This window comes from Neorhizobium populisoli (assembly GCF_019430945.1).
GTDB lineage: Bacteria > Pseudomonadota > Alphaproteobacteria > Rhizobiales > Rhizobiaceae > Neorhizobium > Neorhizobium populisoli.
In genome coordinates, this window is the sequence record NZ_JAHYCB010000003.1 from 193,317 (window position 1) to 213,428 (window position 20,112).

At 60.9% G+C, this 20,112-nt stretch carries 21 protein-coding genes, 1 other RNA gene and 1 pseudogene; 9 read left to right on the plus strand and 14 right to left on the minus strand.

The window, feature by feature from the left end; translation table 11 throughout:
* Nucleotides 1-123: 123 nt before the first annotated feature.
* Nucleotides 124-636, plus strand: coding sequence for a pyridoxamine 5'-phosphate oxidase family protein (locus KX729_RS08785; RefSeq protein WP_219742064.1), 513 nt, complete (start codon nt 124-126; stop codon nt 634-636).
* Nucleotides 637-658: 22 nt separating this feature from the next.
* Here the strand turns inward: KX729_RS08785 and KX729_RS08790 are convergent, their stop codons facing one another.
* Entirely contained in the window at nt 659-1,519 is an 861-nt protein-coding gene (locus KX729_RS08790) for an MBL fold metallo-hydrolase (RefSeq protein ID WP_219742065.1), read from the minus strand.
* Nucleotides 1,520-1,702: 183 nt separating this feature from the next.
* On the opposite strand from KX729_RS08790, the gene KX729_RS08795 reads away from it, so the two are divergent.
* The 4 genes from KX729_RS08795 to KX729_RS08810 all read left to right on the plus strand — a co-directional run bounded on the left by KX729_RS08795 (nt 1,703) and on the right by KX729_RS08810 (nt 4,925).
* The gene (locus KX729_RS08795) at nt 1,703-2,434 is read left to right on the plus strand and encodes a dienelactone hydrolase family protein (RefSeq protein WP_219742066.1); all 732 of its coding nucleotides are present in this window, start codon (nt 1,703-1,705) and stop codon (nt 2,432-2,434) included.
* Nucleotides 2,435-2,490: 56 nt separating this feature from the next.
* A complete protein-coding gene (locus KX729_RS08800) occupies nt 2,491-3,090 on the plus strand; it encodes a hypothetical protein (RefSeq protein WP_219742067.1) in 600 nt (199 codons plus the stop codon).
* A 320-nt stretch (nt 3,091-3,410) separates the two neighbouring features.
* Nucleotides 3,411-4,577 (plus strand): M20 aminoacylase family protein, encoded by a 1,167-nt coding sequence (locus KX729_RS08805; RefSeq protein ID WP_219742068.1) that lies wholly within the window; start codon nt 3,411-3,413, stop codon nt 4,575-4,577.
* A gap of 18 nt (nt 4,578-4,595) precedes the next feature.
* Complete coding sequence (locus KX729_RS08810) at nt 4,596-4,925, plus strand: HNH endonuclease (protein ID WP_219742069.1); 330 nt, start codon at nt 4,596-4,598, stop codon at nt 4,923-4,925.
* A 1-nt stretch (nt 4,926) separates the two neighbouring features.
* On the opposite strand, the gene KX729_RS08815 is transcribed toward KX729_RS08810, so the two are convergent.
* The 11 genes from KX729_RS08815 to KX729_RS08865 form a co-directional block, all read right to left on the minus strand.
* Nucleotides 4,927-5,751 (minus strand): TIGR00282 family metallophosphoesterase, encoded by an 825-nt coding sequence (locus KX729_RS08815; protein WP_219742070.1) that lies wholly within the window; start codon nt 5,749-5,751, stop codon nt 4,927-4,929.
* Between the two features lie 11 nt (nt 5,752-5,762).
* Entirely contained in the window at nt 5,763-6,362 is a 600-nt protein-coding gene (locus KX729_RS08820; protein WP_219742071.1) for a 5-formyltetrahydrofolate cyclo-ligase, read from the minus strand.
* The gene (locus KX729_RS08825) at nt 6,362-7,645 is read right to left on the minus strand and encodes a hemolysin family protein (protein WP_219742072.1); all 1,284 of its coding nucleotides are present in this window, start codon (nt 7,643-7,645) and stop codon (nt 6,362-6,364) included. The genes KX729_RS08820 and KX729_RS08825 overlap by 1 nt, the downstream gene beginning before the upstream one ends.
* Before the next feature lie 270 nt (nt 7,646-7,915).
* Nucleotides 7,916-8,944: a sensor histidine kinase gene (locus tag KX729_RS08830; protein ID WP_219742073.1), complete on the minus strand. Its 1,029-nt coding sequence runs from the start codon at nt 8,942-8,944 to the stop codon at nt 7,916-7,918.
* Nucleotides 8,945-8,951: 7 nt separating this feature from the next.
* Nucleotides 8,952-9,395: a response regulator gene (locus KX729_RS08835; RefSeq protein ID WP_219742074.1), complete on the minus strand. Its 444-nt coding sequence runs from the start codon at nt 9,393-9,395 to the stop codon at nt 8,952-8,954.
* On the minus strand, nt 9,392-10,891 hold the full coding sequence (locus KX729_RS08840) for a sensor histidine kinase (RefSeq protein ID WP_219742075.1): 1,500 nt from the start codon (nt 10,889-10,891) through the stop codon (nt 9,392-9,394). Before KX729_RS08840 ends, KX729_RS08835 begins: the two co-directional genes overlap by 4 nt.
* A gap of 129 nt (nt 10,892-11,020) precedes the next feature.
* Entirely contained in the window at nt 11,021-12,829 is a 1,809-nt protein-coding gene (locus KX729_RS08845; RefSeq protein ID WP_219742076.1) for a diguanylate cyclase, read from the minus strand.
* Nucleotides 12,830-12,982: 153 nt separating this feature from the next.
* A non-coding RNA gene (ssrS, locus tag KX729_RS08850) (6S RNA) lies at nt 12,983-13,141 on the minus strand.
* A 75-nt stretch (nt 13,142-13,216) separates the two neighbouring features.
* Nucleotides 13,217-13,699 (minus strand): hypothetical protein, encoded by a 483-nt coding sequence (locus KX729_RS08855; protein WP_219742077.1) that lies wholly within the window; start codon nt 13,697-13,699, stop codon nt 13,217-13,219.
* Nucleotides 13,699-14,076 carry a cell division protein ZapA gene (locus KX729_RS08860; RefSeq protein WP_219742078.1) on the minus strand — a complete coding sequence of 126 codons (378 nt, stop codon included), beginning with the start codon at nt 14,074-14,076 and terminating at the stop codon, nt 13,699-13,701. Before KX729_RS08860 ends, KX729_RS08855 begins: the two co-directional genes overlap by 1 nt.
* A gap of 26 nt (nt 14,077-14,102) precedes the next feature.
* Nucleotides 14,103-14,375, minus strand: a complete 273-nt coding sequence (locus KX729_RS08865; protein ID WP_219742079.1) for a DUF4164 domain-containing protein — start codon at nt 14,373-14,375, stop codon at nt 14,103-14,105.
* 341 nt (nt 14,376-14,716) lie between these two features.
* Here KX729_RS08865 and tkt point away from each other — a divergent pair, with 341 nt between their 5' ends.
* The 4 genes and pseudogenes from tkt to KX729_RS08885 form a co-directional block, all read left to right on the plus strand.
* The gene (gene tkt / locus KX729_RS08870) at nt 14,717-16,693 is read left to right on the plus strand and encodes a transketolase (RefSeq protein WP_219742080.1); all 1,977 of its coding nucleotides are present in this window, start codon (nt 14,717-14,719) and stop codon (nt 16,691-16,693) included.
* 75 nt (nt 16,694-16,768) lie between these two features.
* Nucleotides 16,769-17,779, plus strand: coding sequence for a type I glyceraldehyde-3-phosphate dehydrogenase (gene gap / locus KX729_RS08875; protein ID WP_219742081.1), 1,011 nt, complete (start codon nt 16,769-16,771; stop codon nt 17,777-17,779).
* A gap of 166 nt (nt 17,780-17,945) precedes the next feature.
* A complete protein-coding gene (locus tag KX729_RS08880; protein WP_219742082.1) occupies nt 17,946-18,695 on the plus strand; it encodes a hypothetical protein in 750 nt (249 codons plus the stop codon).
* Between the two features lie 72 nt (nt 18,696-18,767).
* Nucleotides 18,768-18,959: pseudogene (locus KX729_RS08885) on the plus strand (erythrose-4-phosphate dehydrogenase); the annotation flags it as partial.
* Nucleotides 18,960-19,093: 134 nt separating this feature from the next.
* Here the strand turns inward: KX729_RS08885 and KX729_RS34390 are convergent.
* Together KX729_RS34390 and KX729_RS34395 are read right to left on the minus strand one after the other, a co-directional pair.
* The gene (locus tag KX729_RS34390) at nt 19,094-19,651 is read right to left on the minus strand and encodes a DMT family transporter (RefSeq protein WP_312990630.1); all 558 of its coding nucleotides are present in this window, start codon (nt 19,649-19,651) and stop codon (nt 19,094-19,096) included.
* A 3-nt stretch (nt 19,652-19,654) separates the two neighbouring features.
* A complete protein-coding gene (locus tag KX729_RS34395) occupies nt 19,655-20,029 on the minus strand; it encodes an EamA family transporter (protein WP_312990631.1) in 375 nt (124 codons plus the stop codon).
* Between the last annotated feature and the right edge of the window lie 83 nt (nt 20,030-20,112).

Consider the following 20,112-nt stretch of genomic DNA (forward strand, 5'->3'; position numbering starts at 1 on the left):
AGGTTTTTCCGTCATACGGCGCCTGACGTGGAAACAAGGGTTTCGAGCCTTATCAGCTGCCGGAACAAGAATCGAAGCTCGCCGTTTGATCTTCGAAGCAAACGAAGAACAAGGAGACAATCCATGGCAAGCCTGACCGAAGCCCGCGAAGCACCCGAACGCCAGCTCTGGGACGAGATCGGCGGCATCCATGCCGGCATGCTCGGCATCGAGGGATCGCACATGCATATGCAGCCGATGGCGCCGAATGCGGACCCGAAGGCCAGCACCATCTGGTTCTTCACCAAGACCGATACCGATCTGGTGCGGGCAGTCGGCGCGGGCGCCATGGCGCATTTCTGCGTTATCGGCAAGAAGCATGATTATCATGCCTGCCTTGCCGGCCGGCTGGAAGTGCGCAAGGATCCGGCCAAGATCGAGGAATACTGGAGCGCTGTAACGGCTGCCTGGTTCGAGCACGGCAAGGAAGACCCTCTGCTCACCCTACTCGCGCTGCGCGTCGAAGATGCCGAAATCTGGGCCTCCACCGACAGCACGCTGAGATTCGGCTGGGAAATCGCCAAAGCCAACCTGCATGACGAAAAGATGCCGGATGTCGGCGTCAAGCAGCACCTCGCCTTCCCGCAATTCCACTGACGAGATGGCCTTCCGCGGGGGCTTACAGCCCCTGCGGTACCAGAATTGTCGGCTTTTTCGGCAGGCTGCGCATCGAGACCCTGAGCGTCTTTTCCTTTGCAAAGGCAATGTCGAACTTGGTGCCGAACATTCCCAGGAACCGATCGAGCGGCGGTCCGAACCGGTGCATGGGCAGGATAAGCGACGACCGAAGCCGTTGCACGACGCGGCTCATGCTGTCGGCCCCCATCGTCAACCCGCCATCCACCGGTACCATCAGGATATCGAGACGGCCGATCTCCGTATATTGCGCCTCGTTCAGTTCGAAATGCAGATGGCCGAGGTGGCCGATGCAAAGGCCCGCGACTTCGAAGATGAAGATCGAATTGCCGTTCTGCTCGATGCCGCCGCCCCAGTCGCGAATATCTGAGACGACATTGCGGATATAGACGTCCCCCACCATCAATTGGTGTTTCGCCTTCTCGCCCGGCACATCGCTCCACCCATGCAGCACATGCTGGATGCCAGGCTCGGGCTGCAGCGTATAGTGGGTTGAGTGCGCCTTGTTCATCGTCACCACATCCGGCAGCCTCGAGGGTGAGTAGACGCCGCTGTAATCCGTGGCGATACCGACCCCCTCCGGCGTCTCGATGAAATAGGTAGAATGGCCGACGAAGGTGATCTTCACCTCTTCCTTCTCCGAAAGCGTCAGGCTTTTCTTCGCCTGGGCGAACTGGACGCCGGAAGGATTGAAGCTTGCATAGGTGACTCCGGGAAGCTTCTGGGCAATCGCCTGACACTGGCTGATCGGCATTTCCGCCTGTTGCGCGGCAGCCGTGAAGGCGGACAGAAACAGGGCCGAAACCCCGCCTAGAAACCCGAATGCCAGAGCTCGCAGCCTCATGCCACCATCCTCAAGAACGCACCCATTCCCTGTTGAAAAGATGCGGCAAGGCAAAAGACCGGTCCAGCACGAAGTGTAACAGGCACCCTCACAATTCTGTCATTGGTTGGGGCGATAGAATTGACTATTGAAAGAATGCAGCGACTTGAAGCCGTCTGCTGCAAGGGTCGAGAGGAGTTTTTCATGAAGAAAGATATTGAGATCAGGACTGCCGACGGTATTGCCAAGGCAGCCGTCATCAAGTCTGCCAACGGCGCAGCAACGTCCAAGGGCGTCATCATTTACATGGATGCATTCGGCCCGCGAGAAGCCCTCTACTGGATGGGCCAGCGCATCGCCGATGCCGGTTACATCGTGCTGGTTCCCGACCTTTATTACCGCTCCGGCGCCTACGGCCCGTTCAATGCCAAGACGGCCTTCAGCCAGGAAGAGTCAAAGACCCAGATCCGCGCCATGATGGCCGCGACCACCCAGGAACTGACGGCGAAAGACGGCGATGCCTTCATCGCCGCGCTCGATGCGGAAGGCGCATCCGGCCCGGTCGGCGTCGTCGGTTACTGCATGGGCGGCGCCCGCGCGCTGACCGCTGCCGCCAACTATCCGGAACGGATCGCCGCTGCCGCAAGCTTCCACGGCGGCAGTCTGGCAAGCGACGCCGAAAACAGCCCGCACCGCCTTGCCGACAAGATCAAGGCTCGCGTCTATGTCGGCGTTTCCGGCATCGACAACAGCTTCCCGCCGGAACAATCCGCCCGCTTCGCCGAAACCTTCCGCGTTGCCGGCGTCGATCACGCCATGGAAAACTACGTCGGCATGGCGCATGGCTGGACCGTGCCGGACCATGGCGTCTACGACGAAGCCGGCTCCGAGCGCCATTTCAAGCGCTTGCTGACGCTCTTCGAAGAGACCCTCTGACGTCGATAGCACGGCCTCGGGCGGCAAGCGCCGCCCGTTCCTGGAGACTTGAAACCATGCCGGACATTCTCGAACGCCAGGCCGCTCTCCAGGCGCAGGCCGATACGATCGTCGAAAAGCTGGATCTGCCAAGGCTGCTGGGTTTGGCCGGGAAGCCGGTGCGTGTCGGAAGTTCAACTCTCGGCCTGATGGTTCTTCGCGACATTGACATCACCACCATCTGCGACCGCCTGGATGCCTCAACGCGGCGGACGATCGCCGAGATTGCCTCCGAACTGATGCTCGATCAACGGATCGGCGCCGTGCGCTATCGCAACGATACCGGCGCCTGGAATGTTGAGCCGCATGCCTATCCGGACGGGCTCTACCTCGCCGTTACCTATAGATCCGAAAGGGACGAAGACTGGAACCTCGACCTATGGTTCGTCGACCAACCGGCGCGCCAGCCTGACATCGCCCATCTGAAAACCTTGGCTCCGCGCCTGACCGACGATATCCGCAGGACCATCCTTGCGATTAAGGCTGAGCTTGCCGCCAATACGCCGAAGGGCAGCCGACCGGCGTCGAGCGCGCTGGTCTACGAAGCGGTTCTCGATGGTAGCGTAAGTTCGATTGCCGGGTTCGAGGCGTGGCTTACCGGACGCAACAAGCCTTGATCATTTTCGTTGACGGGCGACCGCTCCAGGGCAAGGCCGGGAAGCGGTACAAGCGTCAGCCCGTCCGCCGGCCTCGCCTCCTGTTGCCTCAGCGCGTCCAGAAGTTTCGGATGAAGGCCATCGCCGCGTTCGGCCGCGATCGCGTGCAGCGCCAATAGAGAGGACATCGGAATCTCCGGTATTTTCGACAACAAGACACTAGAGATCCGAATATTGGCGCCGCCCACCCGTTTCATGCCAGGGTCGAGATCGGCAGGGCACCGGTTGAAACCTTCTGCCATTGCGGGCAGTTTCTCCGGGCACCCGAAAGGAGCAGGACGATGACCGATGCGACATCCAACGAGCCCGATTACAGTGACGTCGTCGCATGGCGCCGCGACCTCCATGCGCATCCGGAACTGCTTTACGACGTCCACCGAACAGCCGCATTCGTGGCCGAGAAGCTGAAGGAATTCGGCTGTGACGAGATCGTCACCGGCATTGGCCGAACAGGTGTCGTCGGTGTGATCCATGGCCGGACGCAGACGAGCGGCAAGGCGATCGGCCTCAGGGCCGACATGGACGCCCTGCCGATGGAGGAGACGACCGGCCTTCCCTGGGCATCGACGATACCAGGAAGAATGCATGCCTGCGGCCATGACGGCCACACCGCCATGCTGCTCGGCACGGCGAGAGACCTCGCCGCCACCCGCCAGTTCGACGGAACCGCCGTGATGATCTTCCAGCCCGCCGAAGAAGGCGGCGGCGGTGGCAAGGCCATGGTCGACGATGGGCTGATGTCGCGCTTTGGTATCGACGAAGTCTACGCCACGCATAATGAGCCCGGCCTTTCCATCGGCAAGTTCTCGACGGTCAGCGGCCCGATCGCCGCCTCGGCGGATGGTTTCCGCATCCGCATCGAGGGCAAGGGCGCACACGGCGCTTCACCGCATGCCAGTGTCGATCCACTCGTCGTCGGCGCCAATATACTGCTCGCGCTGCAGACGATCGTCTCCCGCAACGTCCACCCGATGAAATCCGCCGTCGTCAGTGTCGGCGCCCTGAATGGAGGCAAGGCCGGCAATGTCATTCCGCAATTTGCCGAGATGGTCGGCACGACCCGGACCTTCGACCCGAAACTCCAGGATCTGATCGAAGCCCGCGTGACGACCATCGCAGAAAAGGTAGCCGAGGCCTATGGCGCCAAGGCCACTGTCGCCTACCGGCGCATGTACCCGCCCACCGTCAACCATGATCGCGAAACGCAGTTCGCCGTCGAGATGGCGCGGGCATTGGTCGGGGAAGCCAATGTCAACGCCGAACTCGAACCGCTGATGGGCTCGGAGGATTTCGCCTTCATGCTGCAGGAAAGGCCGGGCAATATCATGCTGATCGGCAATGGCGACACCGCCTCGGTGCATGACCCGCGTTTCGATTTCAACGACGATGCAATCCCTTATGGCATTGCCTATTTCAGGAAACTGATCGAAAGCGGAATGCCGCTATAGCGGCGGGCCGGGAAAAGCATGGCGAGAAAGCACAAAAACGATGTCGTCTCATGGTATCAGCAGCCGGAGCCGGAAATCTGCCCGCTCTGCAATCGCCTGATCCCGCAGGACCAGCGCGACGAACACCACCTCGTGCCGAAAAGCCGTGGCGGACGCCAGACGCAGTTCCTGCATCGCATCTGCCACCGACAGATCCATGCTTTGTTTTCCGAAGCCGAACTCGAAAAGTCCTATGCGACGATCGAGGCGCTGCTCGATCATCCGGAAATGCAGAAATTCATCGCCTGGGTCGCAAAGAAGCCGGACGGCTTCTATGACGGCACCAAACGCAGCAACAGGCGCAGGTGAACTACCGCCAGAAGCTCGGAATGGTCTCTGCCAGCCGCGGCCCGATCCGCAGCGGCTCAATCTTTTCCGCCAGACCGGTCGAATCCGAAATCTCGATGCCGAGGCCGCAGATCGTCGCCGGGCCGCTGGCCGCCTCGAAACGGCCTTTCGGCATTTTTGAGATAAAGCGGTTGAGCGGTTCTTCCTTGTCCATGCCGAGCGACGAGTCGTAGTCGCCGCACATGCCGGCATCCGACATGTAGCCCGTGCCGCCGTTCAGGATCTGATAGTCGGCGGTCGGCACATGGGTGTGGGTGCCGACCACGAGGCTGGCGCGGCCATCGACGAAATGGCCGAAACACTGCTTTTCGCTGGTCGCTTCCGCATGGAAATCGAAGATGATCGCATCCGCCTGCTCCTTCAGCGGCGCGGCATCGAGGATCGCCTCGGCGCTCTTGAAGGGGTCGTCGAGTTCCGGATGCATGAACACCCGGCCCATGATGTTGGCGACCATGACGCGCGCGCCGTTGCGGGCGTAGAACAGGCCAGATCCCTTGCCGGGCGTGCCGGAAGGATAGTTGGCGGGCCGCAGGAACTGGTCGTGGCGGCCAGCGAAGGTGACCGCCTCCTTCTGGTCCCAGACATGATTGCCGGTCGTCACCACGTCGGCGCCGGCATTGATCGTCTCGAGAAAGATGTCTTCCGTGATGCCGAAACCGCCGGCGGCATTCTCGCCGTTGACGATGACGAAATCGAGCTTCAGGTCGGAGACGAGGCCGGGCAGCTTTTCCCAGACCGCCGTGCGGCCCGTCTTGCCCACCATGTCACCGAGAAACAAAAGGCGCATGTCTGTCCAATCTATCGGTCCCACTCTCCGAAGGGCCGGTAGCCGCTTTCGGTCAGGACCGCATTCAGTCTGATATCATGAGGTTCAGCGGGAACTGATGCCACTTCCTGGCAGTCGAACGCAATGCCGATCAGCATCGGATTCAGGCCTTTTTCAAGCAAACGTTGAATCGCGCGGTCGTAATAGCCCCCGCCATAGCCGATCCGGTGGCCGGCGGCGTCGAATGCGGAGAGCGGCACCAGCATCACCTGCGGCTCGAGTTCTTCCGCATCCGGCCCCGGCCCGAACGTGCTGAAAGTACCGGCCACAAGTTCCGCGCCCCGCACCAGTTCGCGAAACACAATCGTCTGCTTATCGAGGATGACCGGCACGCAAAGCCGCGCGCTGCGGTCGCGGAGATAGGCCATCAGCGGTCTTGTATCGACTTCCGACCGTATCGGCAAAAAGCCGGAGACGATCGCTCCGGCTTCGAATTTTATCGTGTCCAGCCCATGCGATGCGAGCGCCAGGCTTTTCTCGATACGCTCGACCGGCGGGATTGCGTCGCGAGCGGCAAGCCGCCCGGCGCGCAGTTCCGCCTTGAGAGGCGCACTGAGAGATGCGTCGCTCATCAGTCCTTGTCCGCCCGAGTGACGATCAGCTTGTCGATACGCCGCCCGTCCAGATCCACGACTTCGAAGGTCCAGCCATGGCTGGTGAACTTCTCGCCGAGTTCCGGCAGATGTTTCAACTCGTCCAGCACGAAGCCGGCGACCGTCTCGTAACCCGGATCGTCGCCCACCGGAATGCCCATTTGGTCGGCAAACTCGTCGACGGGCATCCAGCCGGCGATCAGGAACGAACCGTCGTCGCGCGCCACGATCGCGGGCTCTTCGATTTCGTTTTCCTGGAACACGCCGGTGATAGCTTCGAGAATATCGCCCGAGGTGATGATGCCTTCGAAATGGCCGTATTCGTCATAGACCAGGACAAGATGCGCCGGCGCCTTGCGCAGCGCCTGGATCACGTCGAGTGCGCCGGTGAGGTCGGAGACGACGGGCGCCTCGCGCATCAGCGTGCTGACTTCGAAATGCTTGTCGCCGGCGATGAAATCGTAGGCGTCCTTGACGAACAGCACGCCGAGAATCTCGTCTGACGAACCCTTGCGAACCGGCAGACGCGAACGGGTCGTCGCCCGCAGCTGGGCACGCAGTTCATCGAGATTGTCTTCCGTGTCGATCACCTCGACATCGCGGCGCGGCGTCATCAGGCCACGGGCGGTGCGGTCGGCAAGCCGCATGACGCCGGAGATCATCTCGGATTCGCCGGTCTCGATCACGCCGGCGCTCTGGGCTTCGGCGAGCACGGTGCGGATTTCCTCGTCGGTCACCCGGTCGCTCGATTCACCGCGCTGGCCGAGCAGGCCCAGCACCAGACGGCCGGAAATATCGAGGAACCAGACGACCGGCGCACCGACCATCGCCACCAGCTTCATGGCCGGTGCGACGCGGGCGGCCACCGCTTCGGGGGCGCGCAACGCAATCTGCTTCGGCACGAGCTCGCCGATGATCAGCGACAGATAGGTGATGAACACGACGACGGTGCCAACGCCCAGCCAGTCGGCCAGGTTATCGGCCATCCCCTGGGCTTCCAGCCAGGTGGTCAGGCGCGTACCGAGGGTCGCGCCCGAAAAGGCGCCGGACAGGACGCCGACGAGCGTGATGCCGATCTGGACGGAAGAAAGGAAGCGGCCGGGATCTTCGGCCAGCTGAATGGCTGTCGCCGCTCCCCGGTTGCCTTGCTCGGCCATGACTTTAAGGCGAACGGGACGGGAGGAGACGACGGCGAGTTCCGACATTGCCAGAACACCGTTCAGGACGGTGAGTGCAACGACGATGAGAATTTCGGTTAACAAAAGGAGCTCTTAAGCTGGGACAATATCCTGCACGCCAAACGAAACACACCGCCCTCGAAAATGTTGCAAGGAGACGGAAAATGCCTTCAGGCGATAGCGGTTGGAACGCCGCGCCGGCAAGGTTTCACGCACAGTTCGGAAAACCGGCTATCGGTTCTCGGAACTATGCATCGTTCCTTGCTCTCATGAAATCATAGGGTCGCAGCCCGGTCATTGCAATGGCCGGAACACAATGCGATGCGAAATCTGTTGCAGAAAAATCACGAAAATTCAGTGGAGGGTGACCGTCAGCTCGGCACGCGTGCCGGCAATAACCGGCACATAGTGGATCGTCGAACCAAGCGTCGCGGCCATCGACTTGACGATGCGGCTCCCCAGTCCGGTACCCTTCGGCACGTCGCCCTCACGCCAGCCGACACCATCATCCTCGACAGCGAGCAGCGCACTGCCCTCGCCGGTTTTCTTCAAAACGACGCGCACCTCACCTTCCGAACCGGCAGGATAGGCGTATTTCAGGGCGTTTGTCAGAAGCTCGGTGACGATCATGCCGATCGATACCGCGCGGTCCGATGTCAGCGACACCGATTCTGCTTCAAGCCGGATCGACGGTCCCTGCTGGTCGTTCACCGTGCCCTGCACTTCCTTGACGAGCGTGCCGAGATATTTGTCCATCTCGACATGGCGCACGTCGTCGGACGTGTAGAGGCTGCGATGCATGCCCGCGATCGCGGAAATGCGCGCCTGCGTCTCCGACAGCGCTTCCTTGACCGCATCGTTCTTGCTGCTCGATACCTGCAGGCGGATCAGTGCCGCGACGAGCGCAAGGCTGTTGGCAACGCGATGGTTGACCTCGGCGAGCAGCACTTCGGCGCGTTCCTTGCCGACCCGAATTTCCTGGTCGGCCTTTTCCTTGGCGCGGCGCAGGTCGGCATTGGCGAGGCCCTGGTAAATGGCGCTTTCCATCAACGGCCAGAATTCCTCGCCGACCGTCTTGATGACATAGTCCGACGCGCCGCTTTTCAGCGCGTCGATCGCGATCGTCGCATCGCTGGAACCGGTCACGTAGATGACCGGCATGTCCGAGCCTTGTTCCTTCAGCGTGTGCAGGATGTCGAGCCCGGTGCCGGTTTTCAGATAGTGGTCGAGGACCACAATATCGATGCCGCCATTCTCGATCGCCACCATCGCCGACTCCGCATCGATGGCATGGATGACCTGATACCCGGCCCTGCCGAACTGGCGTTCGGCAAGCCTTGCAAGGGCCAGGTCGTCATCGACGTAGAGAATGGTATGCGGCATCGTCTCGTTATTGTCCGGGGATCTGCATCACGGCAAAAAACAGCCCGAGCTGTCGGATGGCATGCGCAAAGCTGTCGTAGTCGACGGGTTTCGTAATATAAACGTTGGCTCCGAGATCGTAGCAGCGCTGGATCTCGCGTTCGTCGTCCGTCGTCGTGAGGATCACGACCGGCAGACGTTTCGAATGGGGGTTGGACTTTACCTTCTCCAGGATGTCAATACCCGACATATCAGGCAGGTTGAGGTCCAGAAGGATCAGCAGGTAGCGGTCCGCATTGGCGGTGCCGGCGCGGTCCGTGCCGAGAATGTAGTCGAGCGCCTCGTTGCCGTTGGTGAACGGCACGATCTCGTTGTTGACCCCGGCGCGACGGACATTCTTTTCGATCAGGCGCGCATGGCCTTCATCGTCTTCGACCATGACGATGGTGACTTCCTTGCCGGCTGCTTTCATGACCCGTTACTCCTGACATACTGGGACAAATCCGTGGGCAGGCGAATGACGAAAGTCGTCCCGCCGCCCAATGTGGACGTGACCGTAATCTCACCGCCTAAATTTCTAACTAATGATCGGACATGCGCAAGGCCTATGCCTTCGCCCGGCTTGTCCTGAACACCCGAGCGGCGGAAAAGCTCGAAAACTCTTTCATGATCCTCGGGCGCAATCCCGCGTCCGTTGTCGATAACCTCGACCTTGATCGCCCCACGGCCGATCGGAACCGCCTTGACCGACAGCTTCAGCGGCCTGTCGTGATGCTTATACTTGACGGCATTGTCAAAGAGGTTGCCGAAAATCTGCTCCATGGAAAATCTGTCGGTAATAAGGCCGCGCGCTGCAGCCACCGAAATATCCACTTCGCCTCCGGCATCGTTCACCTGATGGTAGACGCTCGCGGCGGTCGCTTCCAGAAGTTCCTGCAGATTGACGCGCTCCGGCTTCAGCTCGCGGCGGCCGTCGCGGGAAATCTTCAGGATGGCGTTGATCAGCCCGTCCATCTTTTTCGTCGAAGAGCGGATGAAGCCGATCGCTTCCGGCAGATCCTCCTGCACCGCCAGACGTGCATCGCGCACTTCCGCCTCGGAAAGCGGCGCACCGTCCGCAAGGACATAGGCGCCGACCGATTTCAACGTCGCGTCGAGCTCGCTGGTGAAACCCATGATGTTGACCAATGGCGCACGAAGGTCGTGCGAAACGATATAGGCGTAACGCTGGATTTCACGGTTGGCCTGGATGAGATCTTCGGTGCGTTCGTTGACCCGCTCCTCCAGACCGGCATTCAACTCTTCCACCTCGCTGCGGGCATGCTGCAGCTCGCGGACATGTTGTGCGACGATGGCGATCGCTCCGCCGAGCACCAGGAGGATTACCACACCGCCACCGATGGTGAACCATTGCAGCGAGGATGCCGAATCGTTCAGCTCCTCGACACCGGCGCCGATCTTGCCGTCCATGTCGCGGATCACCTTGCCGATGATTGCCGTGATGCCTTCCATGACCTGACGGCCGTAGGCACCCTTGACGATGGCAACCGCGCTGGCAAATTCATCCCTTTTGCCGAGATCGACGGTGCTTTCCATCTCCTGCATCTTTTCGGACAACAAGCGATCCAGATCCGATATCGGAATATCGACGCTTCCCTGAGCGGCAAGGGCCGCCTTGAAACGATCGCGTGCCTTCGGCAAATTCGCCATGGCATTGGTAAAGGGCGTCAGGAACTCCTTGTCCTGCGTCAGCAGATAGCCGCGCTGACCGGATTCCGCCGCCCGAAGGTAAAGCACGAGATCGGCCGCCGAACTGCGCACATCGCGCAGCTTTACCACATCCTGGAAATAGCTCTTCGTGTTCGACGCCAGAAAGAAGGACGACAGCACGATCCCGACAAGAATGGCACTGCCGATGACCAGCATCAGCAGCGAGGATCGGGCGAAAGATGCATTGGAAAAGGGCATGGGGACAGGCCGGCCAGTCAAATCAGGAGAGTAAGCGAACAGGACGGCAACAAGGTGGTCGCAACATGCGCTTTGTCAAGCAGACCATGATAAATAGTCGGAAGACGGCCGGAGTAACCGATCGCTGGTTCAGGCGGAATTGCGGCTGCCCAGTTCGCCGAGCTTGTGCGTGCCCGCGACGATCGTCTGGTTCCGCCCGGCAGATTTGGCCTGCAGCAGGGCCGCATCGGCGCGGGTGACGAGTGTCGATACCGGGCCTTCCGCAGGTGAACCCGCCACACCGATCGAGATGGACACCAGGCCGAGGATACGGCCTCCATGCGACAGCGGCGTCGTGGCGATCTTCTCTCGCAGCCGCTCGGCAATGTCGAATGCCACCGTCTCTTCCGCATTCGGCAGAAGGATGGTGAATTCTTCGCCGCCGAACCGGTAACACGTCCCCGCCTTCCCGACCGTATCCAGCATCATCTGCGCGACATACTGCATCACCATGTCGCCGGCATCATGGCCAAACTCGTCGTTGAAGCGCTTGAACCGGTCGATATCGATCATCAGGCAGGCAAGCGGCACTTCCGGCCGATCCTTGCCAAAACGCAGCAGCGTCTCGTCAAGGCTGCGGCGATTGAAAAGGCCCGTCAGCGCGTCGCGCACGGCCAGATTGGTCAGCCGGTCACGCAGCTGCAGGTTTGCCACCGCCAGACCGATATTTTCCGCGATCAGTTCCAGATAGAGCCGTGCGCTTTCCGGTGCCATTTCATGGCCTGGACGCTCCTCGAAATATAGGAGACCGATCGTATCCCCCTGCGCCGTCAGCGGAACGCAAAGGCCGGCAGTGTCGCTTTCGCCGAGATGCTGGCAGGGAATGTCGCCGTGACCGTGATTGCTCAGATGAGGCCGGCCACGTCGCAGGCCCCAGCACGCGCTGGTCGGGAAAGCGTCGGAGGAATGCTGCGGCTCCAGCCAGGTGCCGACCTTGACCAGCACAGTGCGGCTCTCGTTCAGCACATAGAGATGACCGGAGAGATCGGGAAAGATCTGCGGCGCGAAACGCGAGACGACATCCGCCAGCTCCACCTGTGCCTGACACGCCTGCAGCCGATGCATCATCTGCAGGATGAGGTCCTTGGTACGCTGGTCGGCCTGGCGTTCGGCATCCAGCCGGTCGCGCTCCAGCCCGTTCTCGCGAAAAATGTGGATCGCCTGGTTCATCTCGCCGATCTCGTCGCGGCGCCGGTCGAGCGGCACTTCCACCGCGTAGTCCTGCCGGGCAAGGCGGGTGACGATGCCGGTCATGCGCGTCAGCGGCATGGAGACGCGGCGCTTGAGCACGAAATAGAGAACGGCAATGAACAATGCACCGGTGATGCCGAGCATCGTCTTGGCGACAAGCCCCCAGAAATCGCTGCGCGCCTGGGCGAGCGCCACCGCCGTTTCGGTGCGCGCCTTCACGAGCTCGCGGAAACGGGTGACCCTCTCCAATAGCAATGACTGATAACGCTCATGCTCGACACCGAACAATGTCTGCTGTGCGCCGGCCTTGTCGCCATTCTGGTAAGCCGTGATGGCATCCCGCTCGAACTGATCCAGCGCATCGGCGTCCTGCTCGACTTCCGTCAGTGCCGCCAATTCCGCATCGGCCGCGCCCAACCCACGAACATCCTTTATCGCGCCCTCGAGCCTCGTCTCGCGCGCTTCGTCATCCTTGAAATCGTCAAGATGTCGCTCTTCGCCGCGAATGACATAAAGCCTCGCCGCATCCGTCCGCTCCTCGGCGCCGATCGCAAGCTCGTCGGATAGATCATCCAGTGCGCGATGCTCTTCGATGGCGACCCGTTCCTGGGACGCGCTATATGCCGACAGCATGAACGCACCGCCCGAGAGCACGGTCAGCACGACCGTGACGCCATAGGCCCAGTTGGTGATTTCGTTAATGCGCATGCCGGGAACATAGGCCTCCGGACTGAAAAGAAAATTAAGGAAGCATGCATGACGCTGGGCCAAATGCGATCAAATGGCCGGCATGGTAAATAAATTAGAATTGTCGAAAGTATTAAAGCCGATTGACCAAACGTCTACCGGCATAAAACGAGAGAGCGATCCACGGCAACCGATGGATGTTTACGATCCTGGGTGCCTACAAACGTAGGTGGGCGCCGTGTGTCCAAGCCCACGGGCCTGGTCAGGGACAGCTCCCTTTGGATCGAGTATGGCCCCAGGGATTGTGGTTCCTGTCGTGAGGCGCAGACCGCTACTCAGATATAGAGATAAAGAACGTCCCGCGCCAGTGCCGCCGGATATGCATGCGCTAATTTAATCAGGCCGCAGTCATCGCGCGAGCCTGGCGCTACGGCGCCCCTGGATGCAAGAAAAAGTCAGCACGACAAAGCCTACCAGGAACCAGACAGCCATCATGGTCAGGTCGAAATTCAGATTCAGAGAGAGCGTATAGAGAATATCACCGCATCCCCCCAGACGCTGGGTCAGACCGAGATAGATATTCACGATAAACACATAGAGCAGCAACTCTGCCCAGGAAGCGTATTTAGAATATCTGAATACCCGGATCGTCATCGGGATTACGAGCAAGACGAGTACCATGGCCCAAATCTCGTCATCGTTCCCGGAACTCATCAGCAGATCGCATTGAAAGGGCTGGCCTTGGCCATTCGGCCCGTAAAGCCCCACGGACCCGCTGAGCAATCTCCAGGCGAAAAGCATGAGCAGAAAGCACGCGCCCGCAAACCCCGCCGAGAGAATAATTCTGATGCGCGGCGAAGAGGGCTGAACATGATCGCCCTGCTCAGCCATCAGTTCACTGAGGCAGGCGTGCGGCCATTCAGCTTTGCGGTCAAGCCTTCCAGCCGCGCGGCAAGTTCACTCAAGGCCGAGGCCACCTGCTGGTCGTTGCGCTGCTGCGTTTCGAGCGACCCGTCGCGGTTCGTCTTCAGCGACGCGACCTCGCTTTCGAGCAGGCCGAGCTTGCGGGTCATTTCCGAAAGCTCGTCCATGATCATGATGCCGGCCATGACGGTGATCCTCAAATCGCCGATCTCGCCGAACTGGCTCTTCAGATGGCCGACATAACGGTCGAAACGGCCGGCAAGCTCCGTCAGGTGGGGCTCCTGCCCCTCCTCGCAGGCCATGCGATAGGCCTTGCCGTCGATCATTACCGTAACCTGAGCCATGCGCGTTCCCTATCCCAAGCGTCCCGTCAGCGATCCAGCACGGCGCGGATCGTCTCCATCGCCGTCACCAGCCGCCGCGATACTTCGCGGTTGACCTCTTCCAGACGATTGGCGCGGAATTGCGACTGGTCGAGCTCCTGCGCCAGCCGCGACCGATCCGCATGCACACGGCGAACCTCGCCCTCCACGTCCTGCGCGTCGCGCTGCCGTTCGATGCGCGCATCGACGGCGCTCTCCAGCCCGCCTATGGCGGCTCGGAGCTGCGTGATAGCCATGTCGATCGTCTTTTCAGCCGGCATAGGGCGTTTTCCTGTCGATACGCGAGGAGTCCCGAATCGGCACGGTTTCCCCTTCCAACAAGCGCCGAAGACTATTCACGGCCTCCGAAGCGGTCAATCAACCAAGGGGGTTTCCAGCGCTTCAAGCTGTGGATCGTCAGCTATATTTGCTTCGCTCGTTACCCTTGCCTACAATTTCGGCAGGCCGCACAAAACTTTCTTTCTCAACCGATTCAACATACTTTGCTTTTGTTGACTTGCGCGTTGCACCTGCTAAGGATCAGCCGCTTTCAGGCGGTCCCGGAGCCAGAACGACGGCTTAGATGGGATCGTATCCGACACCCATAAAAAGCGGATTTGCCATGACCAATAGCGAAACACATAACCGGATGGCGAATGCGATCCGATTCCTTGCCATGGATGCTGTTGAGAAGGCCAATTCCGGCCATCCCGGCCTGCCGATGGGCGCAGCCGACATCGCAACCGTGCTCTTCTCGCGCTACCTCAAGTTCGATCCGAAGAACCCGCTCTGGGCCGACCGCGACCGCTTCGTGCTGTCTGCCGGCCACGGCTCGATGCTTCTCTATTCGCTCCTCTACCTAACCGGTTACGAGGACATGACGATCGAGGACATCAAGCAGTTCCGCCAGCTCGGCTCCAAGACCGCCGGCCATCCGGAATATGGCCATGCCTCGGGCATCGAGACCACCACCGGCCCGCTCGGCCAGGGCATTGCCAATGCCGTCGGCATGGCGATCGCCGAACGCAAGCTGGAAGAAGAATTCGGCTCCGACCTGCAGAGCCACCACACCTATGCGCTGTGCGGCGACGGCTGCCTCATGGAAGGCATCAGCCAGGAAGCCATTGCGCTTGCCGGCCACCTGAAGCTCAACAAGCTCGTCCTCTTCTGGGACAACAACTCGATCACCATCGACGGCGCCGTTTCGCTGTCGGATTCGACCGACCAGATCATGCGCTTCAAGGCCGCCCACTGGAACACGATCGAAGTCGACGGTCATGACACCGACCAGATTTCGGCCGCCATCGAAGCCGCCCAGAAGTCCGATCGCCCGACCTTCATCGCCTGCAAGACCATCATCGGCTTCGGCGCCCCCAACAAGCAGGGCACCCACAAGGTTCACGGTTCGCCGCTCGGCGCCGAGGAAATCGCTGCCGCCCGCAAGTCGCTGAACTGGGAATCCGAAGCTTTCGTTGTTCCGGAAGACGTTCTCACCGAATGGCGCAAGGCCGGCACCCGCTCCGTCGACGACCGCAAGGCCTGGGAAGGCCGCCTCGACACGTCCTCCAAGAAGGCCGAGTTCGTCCGCCGCTTCGCTGGCGACCTGCCGGAAGGCTTTGATGCCGCCATCGACGGCTTCAAGAAGAAGATCGCCGAAAACAACCCGACCGTCGCCACCCGCAAGGCTTCGGAAGACGCGCTCGAAGTCATCAACGGCATCGTCGTCGAGACCATCGGCGGTTCGGCCGACCTGACCCCGTCGAACAACACCAAGACCAGCCAGATGAAGTCGATCACCCCGACCGATTTCTCCGGCCGTTACATGCACTGGGGCATCCGCGAACATGCCATGGCTGCGGCCATGAACGGTATCTCGCTGCACGGTGGCCTGATCCCCTACGCCGGCGGCTTCCTGATCTTCTCGGATTATTGCCGTCCGTCCGTGCGCTTGGCCGCCCTCATGGGCATCCGCCTGGTGCATGTCTGGACCCATGACTCGATCGGCGTCGGCGAAGACGGCCCGACCCACCAGCCGGTCGAGCAGATCGCCGCACTGCGCGCCATCCCGAACCTTCTGATCTTCCGCCCGGCCGACGAGACCGAGACGGCGGAATGCTGGCAGCTGGCGCTGCATGAGCGGCACCGCCCGTCCGGCCTGGCGCTGACCCGCCAGAACCTGACGCCTGCCCGCAAGACCTACGAAGCGAAGAACCTTTGCGCCCAGGGCGCCTACGAGCTTTCCGGCTCGGCGGATGCCAAGGTCACGGTCTTCGCCTCCGGTTCGGAAGTCGAACTGGCGCTGAAGGCTGCTGAAACGCTGAATGGCAAGGGCATCTCGACCCGCGTCGTCTCCGTTCCCTGCGTCGAACTCTTCTTCGACCAGCCGGAAGCCTACCAGGACGCCGTCATCGGCAATTCGCCGGTCAAGATCGCCGTTGAAGCGGCCGTCCGCGAGGGCTGGGATCACTTCATCGGCCCCAAGGGCACCTTTATCGGCATGAAGTCCTTCGGCGCCTCCGGCCAGGCCAAGGATCTCTTCAAGCATTTCGGCATCACCGCGGAAGCGGTCGTCGAAGCTGCCGAAAAGGCACTTGCCTGACACCAAGACTACAAGGGGCGCGCCTGACAGGATGCGCCCCGCCAGCACTGAACGCTAGATTTTCGGGAGAATGACATGACTGTAAAAGTTGCCATCAACGGTTTCGGCCGCATCGGCCGCAATGTTCTGCGCGCCATCGTCGAATCCGGCCGCACCGACATCGAAGTCGTTGCCATCAACGACCTCGGCCCGGTCGAGACCAATGCCCACCTGCTGCGCTACGATTCGATCCACGGCAAGTTCCCGGCCGACGTGAAGATCGAAGGCGACACGATCACCGTTGGCGGCGGCAAGCCGATCAAGGTCACCGCGATCAAGGATCCGGCAACCCTTCCGCACAAGGAAATGGGCGTCGACATCGCCATGGAATGCACCGGCATCTTCACCTCGCGTGACAAGGCCGCCCTGCACCTCCAGGCCGGCGCCAAGCGCGTCATCGTTTCGGCTCCGGCCGACGGCGCCGACCTGACGGTCGTCTTCGGCGTCAACCACGACCAGCTGACCAAGGACCACCTGGTCATCTCCAACGCTTCCTGCACCACCAACTGCCTGGTTCCGGTGGTCAAGGTTCTGGATGACGCGGTCGGCATCGACCACGGCTTCATGACCACGATCCATTCCTATACCGGCGACCAGCCGACGCTCGACACGATGCACAAGGACCTGTACCGCGCCCGCGCTGCAGCCCTGTCGATGATCCCGACCTCGACCGGCGCCGCCAAGGCCGTCGGCCTCGTCCTGCCGCATCTGAAGGGCAAGCTGGACGGCACCTCGATCCGCGTGCCGACCCCGAATGTCTCCGTCGTCGATTTCAAGTTCGTCGCCAAGAAGGCAACCTCGGTCGAAGAAATCGTCGAAGCCATCAAGTCCGCCGCCAACGGCAAGCTGAAGGGCATCCTCGGCTATACCGACGAGCCGCTGGTTTCGCGCGATTTCAACCACGACAGCCACTCCTCGATCTTCGCGATCGACCAGACCAAGGTCATGGAAGGCAATTTCGTGCGTATCCTTTCCTGGTACGACAACGAGTGGGGCTTCTCCAACCGCATGTCCGACACGGCTGTGGCCTTCGCCAAGACGATCTGAGGATCGCAGAGGCCGCCTTTGGGTGGCATCGGCAGAATATCGCCCCCTCCCCACAAGGGAGGGGGTTTTTGTTTGCGCATCATCGCGTCACCGGCAGGCATTGCCGTGACGGCGGGCGCCGCTACTCTAACGTCCGCCCCTTATACGAATGAGAGCAGCAGTCCCGATGGCGTCATCCGCTCCAGAAAACTTCAGCGAACGTTTTTCCCCACTGGTCGGAGAATTCCTTGCCGCCCGCCTGATCGTCGGCGAGGCGATGCTGCCGGCCTTCTATCCCGACCCCGAAGGCTTCGATGCCCTGCAGATCGGCTTCCGCAGCCATGGCGTCACGGGCAAGAGCCTAGTGGCGCAGACAACCGGCGCCTGGCAGCCCGGATGGTATGTCATCGCCCTCAACGCGCTTGACGATCCCTTTATCATAGACGCCGGCGACCGGGACAGCGGCTATCCGGTCTATTACGCACCGCATGGTGCAGGGCGATGGGATGCAACACCGATCGCCCCGAACCTTTCGCGGTTTGCCGAAATACTGTCCGCCCTGCAGCACGTGGAAGATAACAGCGAACGGTTTTCGGCAGCGCTGGAAGCGGAAACCGACATTTCCAACCCGTTCTGGCACGAAGTGCAGATCGCCCGCGCCGAAGCCGAGAGCGAAAACCTCCGGGAAACCCTGGGCGCCACTTACGATTTGAAAGACTACGAAGACGGCCATCTCATCGTGACCGATCCCGGTCAGAACAAGTTGCAGGTGGTGCAGGTCGTCAGCAAGGCGCTGGGGCTTCCCCTGAAACAGGCCCTGGCGCTTGCGGCCGCAGGCGAGTTCACGGCCGGAAGCGGCTCGCACATCCAGTTGCGCCGGCTGCGCGATCAGCTGGAGGCATTGGGCTCCAAGGTCGAATTCCGGCCGGCATCGTGACCGCGATTATCGGTTTGGCCCGAAAGATCACCGACCATCAGCGGCCGCCCGAACGGCCTCGTCCTACCGCACCTGAAGGGTATCCTCGGCTATGCCGACGAGCTGCTGGCCTCCCGCGGCTTCAACCACGACTCCTCGATCTTCGCGATCGACCAGGCCAAGGCCATGGAAGGCAATTTCGTGCGTATCCTCTCCTGGTAAGACAACGAATGCGGCTTCTCCAACCGCATGTCGGACACGGCCATAGCGTTTGCGAAGACGATCCGAGGTCTGCCTATGAGGTACAGATCCGCCGCCGAATGGCGATTTTCGACCCTTTGCGGCCGTTGCATAAAAAGGCCCGCCCCGAGGGGCAGGCCAATCCGCTCCTGGAATAACAGAGCGGTGGGGAACTGGGGCTACTCGTGCGTGACCACTTCCTCAGGGACAACCCGCTTGTTCGAGACGGCGAGAGCCAGGCCAACCAGAATCACGATCACGCCTGCAATAAACAAGCCACCAAGCCGATCCCCGAACATGAGCGAGGCAGCGGTGATCCCGAAGACTGGCTGAAGATATTGGACGCTTGCAGCAACGCGGGCCGGAACGGCGCGGAGAATGTAGAGCCACAGCAGAAGGCCAGCGACAGTCACCATGACGCCAAGATAGATCGCCGTCCAAAGGGCTTGAACAGTGATCTGGTAGGGCGTGTCAGCCATCTCGACAGCCGCTAGAGGCAAGATCGCGATGAGGCCTGCCAGCGCGTTCCAAGCCGCAACTGGTAACGTGCCGTACTTCTCCGTCAGCTCAGCGCTCCAGATGTAGTAGAAGGCGATTGCGACCGCCGAAACCAGCATCCAGGCGACCCCTGTCACCGTTGTCTTCGATAGGTCATCGACGCCCGATCCGCTACCGATTGCCACCAAGGCGATGCCCCCGAAAGCCGCGACGAGGCCGACCCAATGTCTGCCTGCCACAGATTAGCCAAGGCGCACTGCGGCAAAAATCACGATGAAGATTGGAATGGTCGCCGATACGATGGTGCCGACGGAGGCCGACGTTCCTTGCACCCCGTATGACTGGGCGACATTGCCGAGCGTGATGCCCATCACCCCGAGAGCGACGATGCTCGGAACCGCCCGAAGCGGCACCCGAAGACGTCCCGTTGCCAGGATGAGCAATATGGGAACCGCGACGAGAAATCGCATGGCGGTGAACATTAACGGCGGGACCGTTTCCAGGCCGAGCTTGGTGATCGGGATCGAAAGCCCCCACATGACGGCGAGCAGGACCATCGCAGCAATGCTTCTCGTGGACGCAGACGTCTTGAAGTTGGTGGCGACGGTTTGGGTCATATAGCTGGTTCAATCGTTGGAAGAAGCGTGCAAATCTGTCATTCATATGCTCTGCTCGTTATCTGCTGACAAACGATTGTTCT

Bases quoted from the DNA above. Each gene is read 5' to 3' on its own strand.
- KX729_RS08840 (WP_219742075.1), bottom strand. From the start codon at position 10,891: ATGCCCTTTTCCAATGCATCTTTCGCCCGATCCTCGCTGCTGATGCTG.
- KX729_RS08800 (WP_219742067.1), top strand. From the start codon at position 2,491: ATGCCGGACATTCTCGAACGCCAGGCCGCTCTCCAGGCGCAGGCCGAT.
- KX729_RS08880 (WP_219742082.1), top strand. From the start codon at position 17,946: ATGGCGTCATCCGCTCCAGAAAACTTCAGCGAACGTTTTTCCCCACTG.
- KX729_RS08785 (WP_219742064.1), top strand. From the start codon at position 124: ATGGCAAGCCTGACCGAAGCCCGCGAAGCACCCGAACGCCAGCTCTGG.
- KX729_RS08805 (WP_219742068.1), top strand. From the start codon at position 3,411: ATGACCGATGCGACATCCAACGAGCCCGATTACAGTGACGTCGTCGCA.
- gap (WP_219742081.1), top strand. From the start codon at position 16,769: ATGACTGTAAAAGTTGCCATCAACGGTTTCGGCCGCATCGGCCGCAAT.
- KX729_RS08860 (WP_219742078.1), bottom strand. From the start codon at position 14,076: ATGGCTCAGGTTACGGTAATGATCGACGGCAAGGCCTATCGCATGGCC.
- KX729_RS08790 (WP_219742065.1), bottom strand. From the start codon at position 1,519: ATGAGGCTGCGAGCTCTGGCATTCGGGTTTCTAGGCGGGGTTTCGGCC.
- KX729_RS08865 (WP_219742079.1), bottom strand. From the start codon at position 14,375: ATGCCGGCTGAAAAGACGATCGACATGGCTATCACGCAGCTCCGAGCC.
- KX729_RS08820 (WP_219742071.1), bottom strand. From the start codon at position 6,362: ATGAGCGACGCATCTCTCAGTGCGCCTCTCAAGGCGGAACTGCGCGCC.
- KX729_RS34395 (WP_312990631.1), bottom strand. From the start codon at position 20,029: ATGACCCAAACCGTCGCCACCAACTTCAAGACGTCTGCGTCCACGAGA.
- KX729_RS08795 (WP_219742066.1), top strand. From the start codon at position 1,703: ATGAAGAAAGATATTGAGATCAGGACTGCCGACGGTATTGCCAAGGCA.
- KX729_RS08830 (WP_219742073.1), bottom strand. From the start codon at position 8,944: ATGCCGCATACCATTCTCTACGTCGATGACGACCTGGCCCTTGCAAGG.
- KX729_RS08855 (WP_219742077.1), bottom strand. From the start codon at position 13,699: ATGGCTGAGCAGGGCGATCATGTTCAGCCCTCTTCGCCGCGCATCAGA.
- tkt (WP_219742080.1), top strand. From the start codon at position 14,717: ATGACCAATAGCGAAACACATAACCGGATGGCGAATGCGATCCGATTC.
- KX729_RS08815 (WP_219742070.1), bottom strand. From the start codon at position 5,751: ATGCGCCTTTTGTTTCTCGGTGACATGGTGGGCAAGACGGGCCGCACG.
- KX729_RS08845 (WP_219742076.1), bottom strand. From the start codon at position 12,829: ATGCGCATTAACGAAATCACCAACTGGGCCTATGGCGTCACGGTCGTG.
- KX729_RS08810 (WP_219742069.1), top strand. From the start codon at position 4,596: ATGGCGAGAAAGCACAAAAACGATGTCGTCTCATGGTATCAGCAGCCG.
- KX729_RS08835 (WP_219742074.1), bottom strand. From the start codon at position 9,395: ATGAAAGCAGCCGGCAAGGAAGTCACCATCGTCATGGTCGAAGACGAT.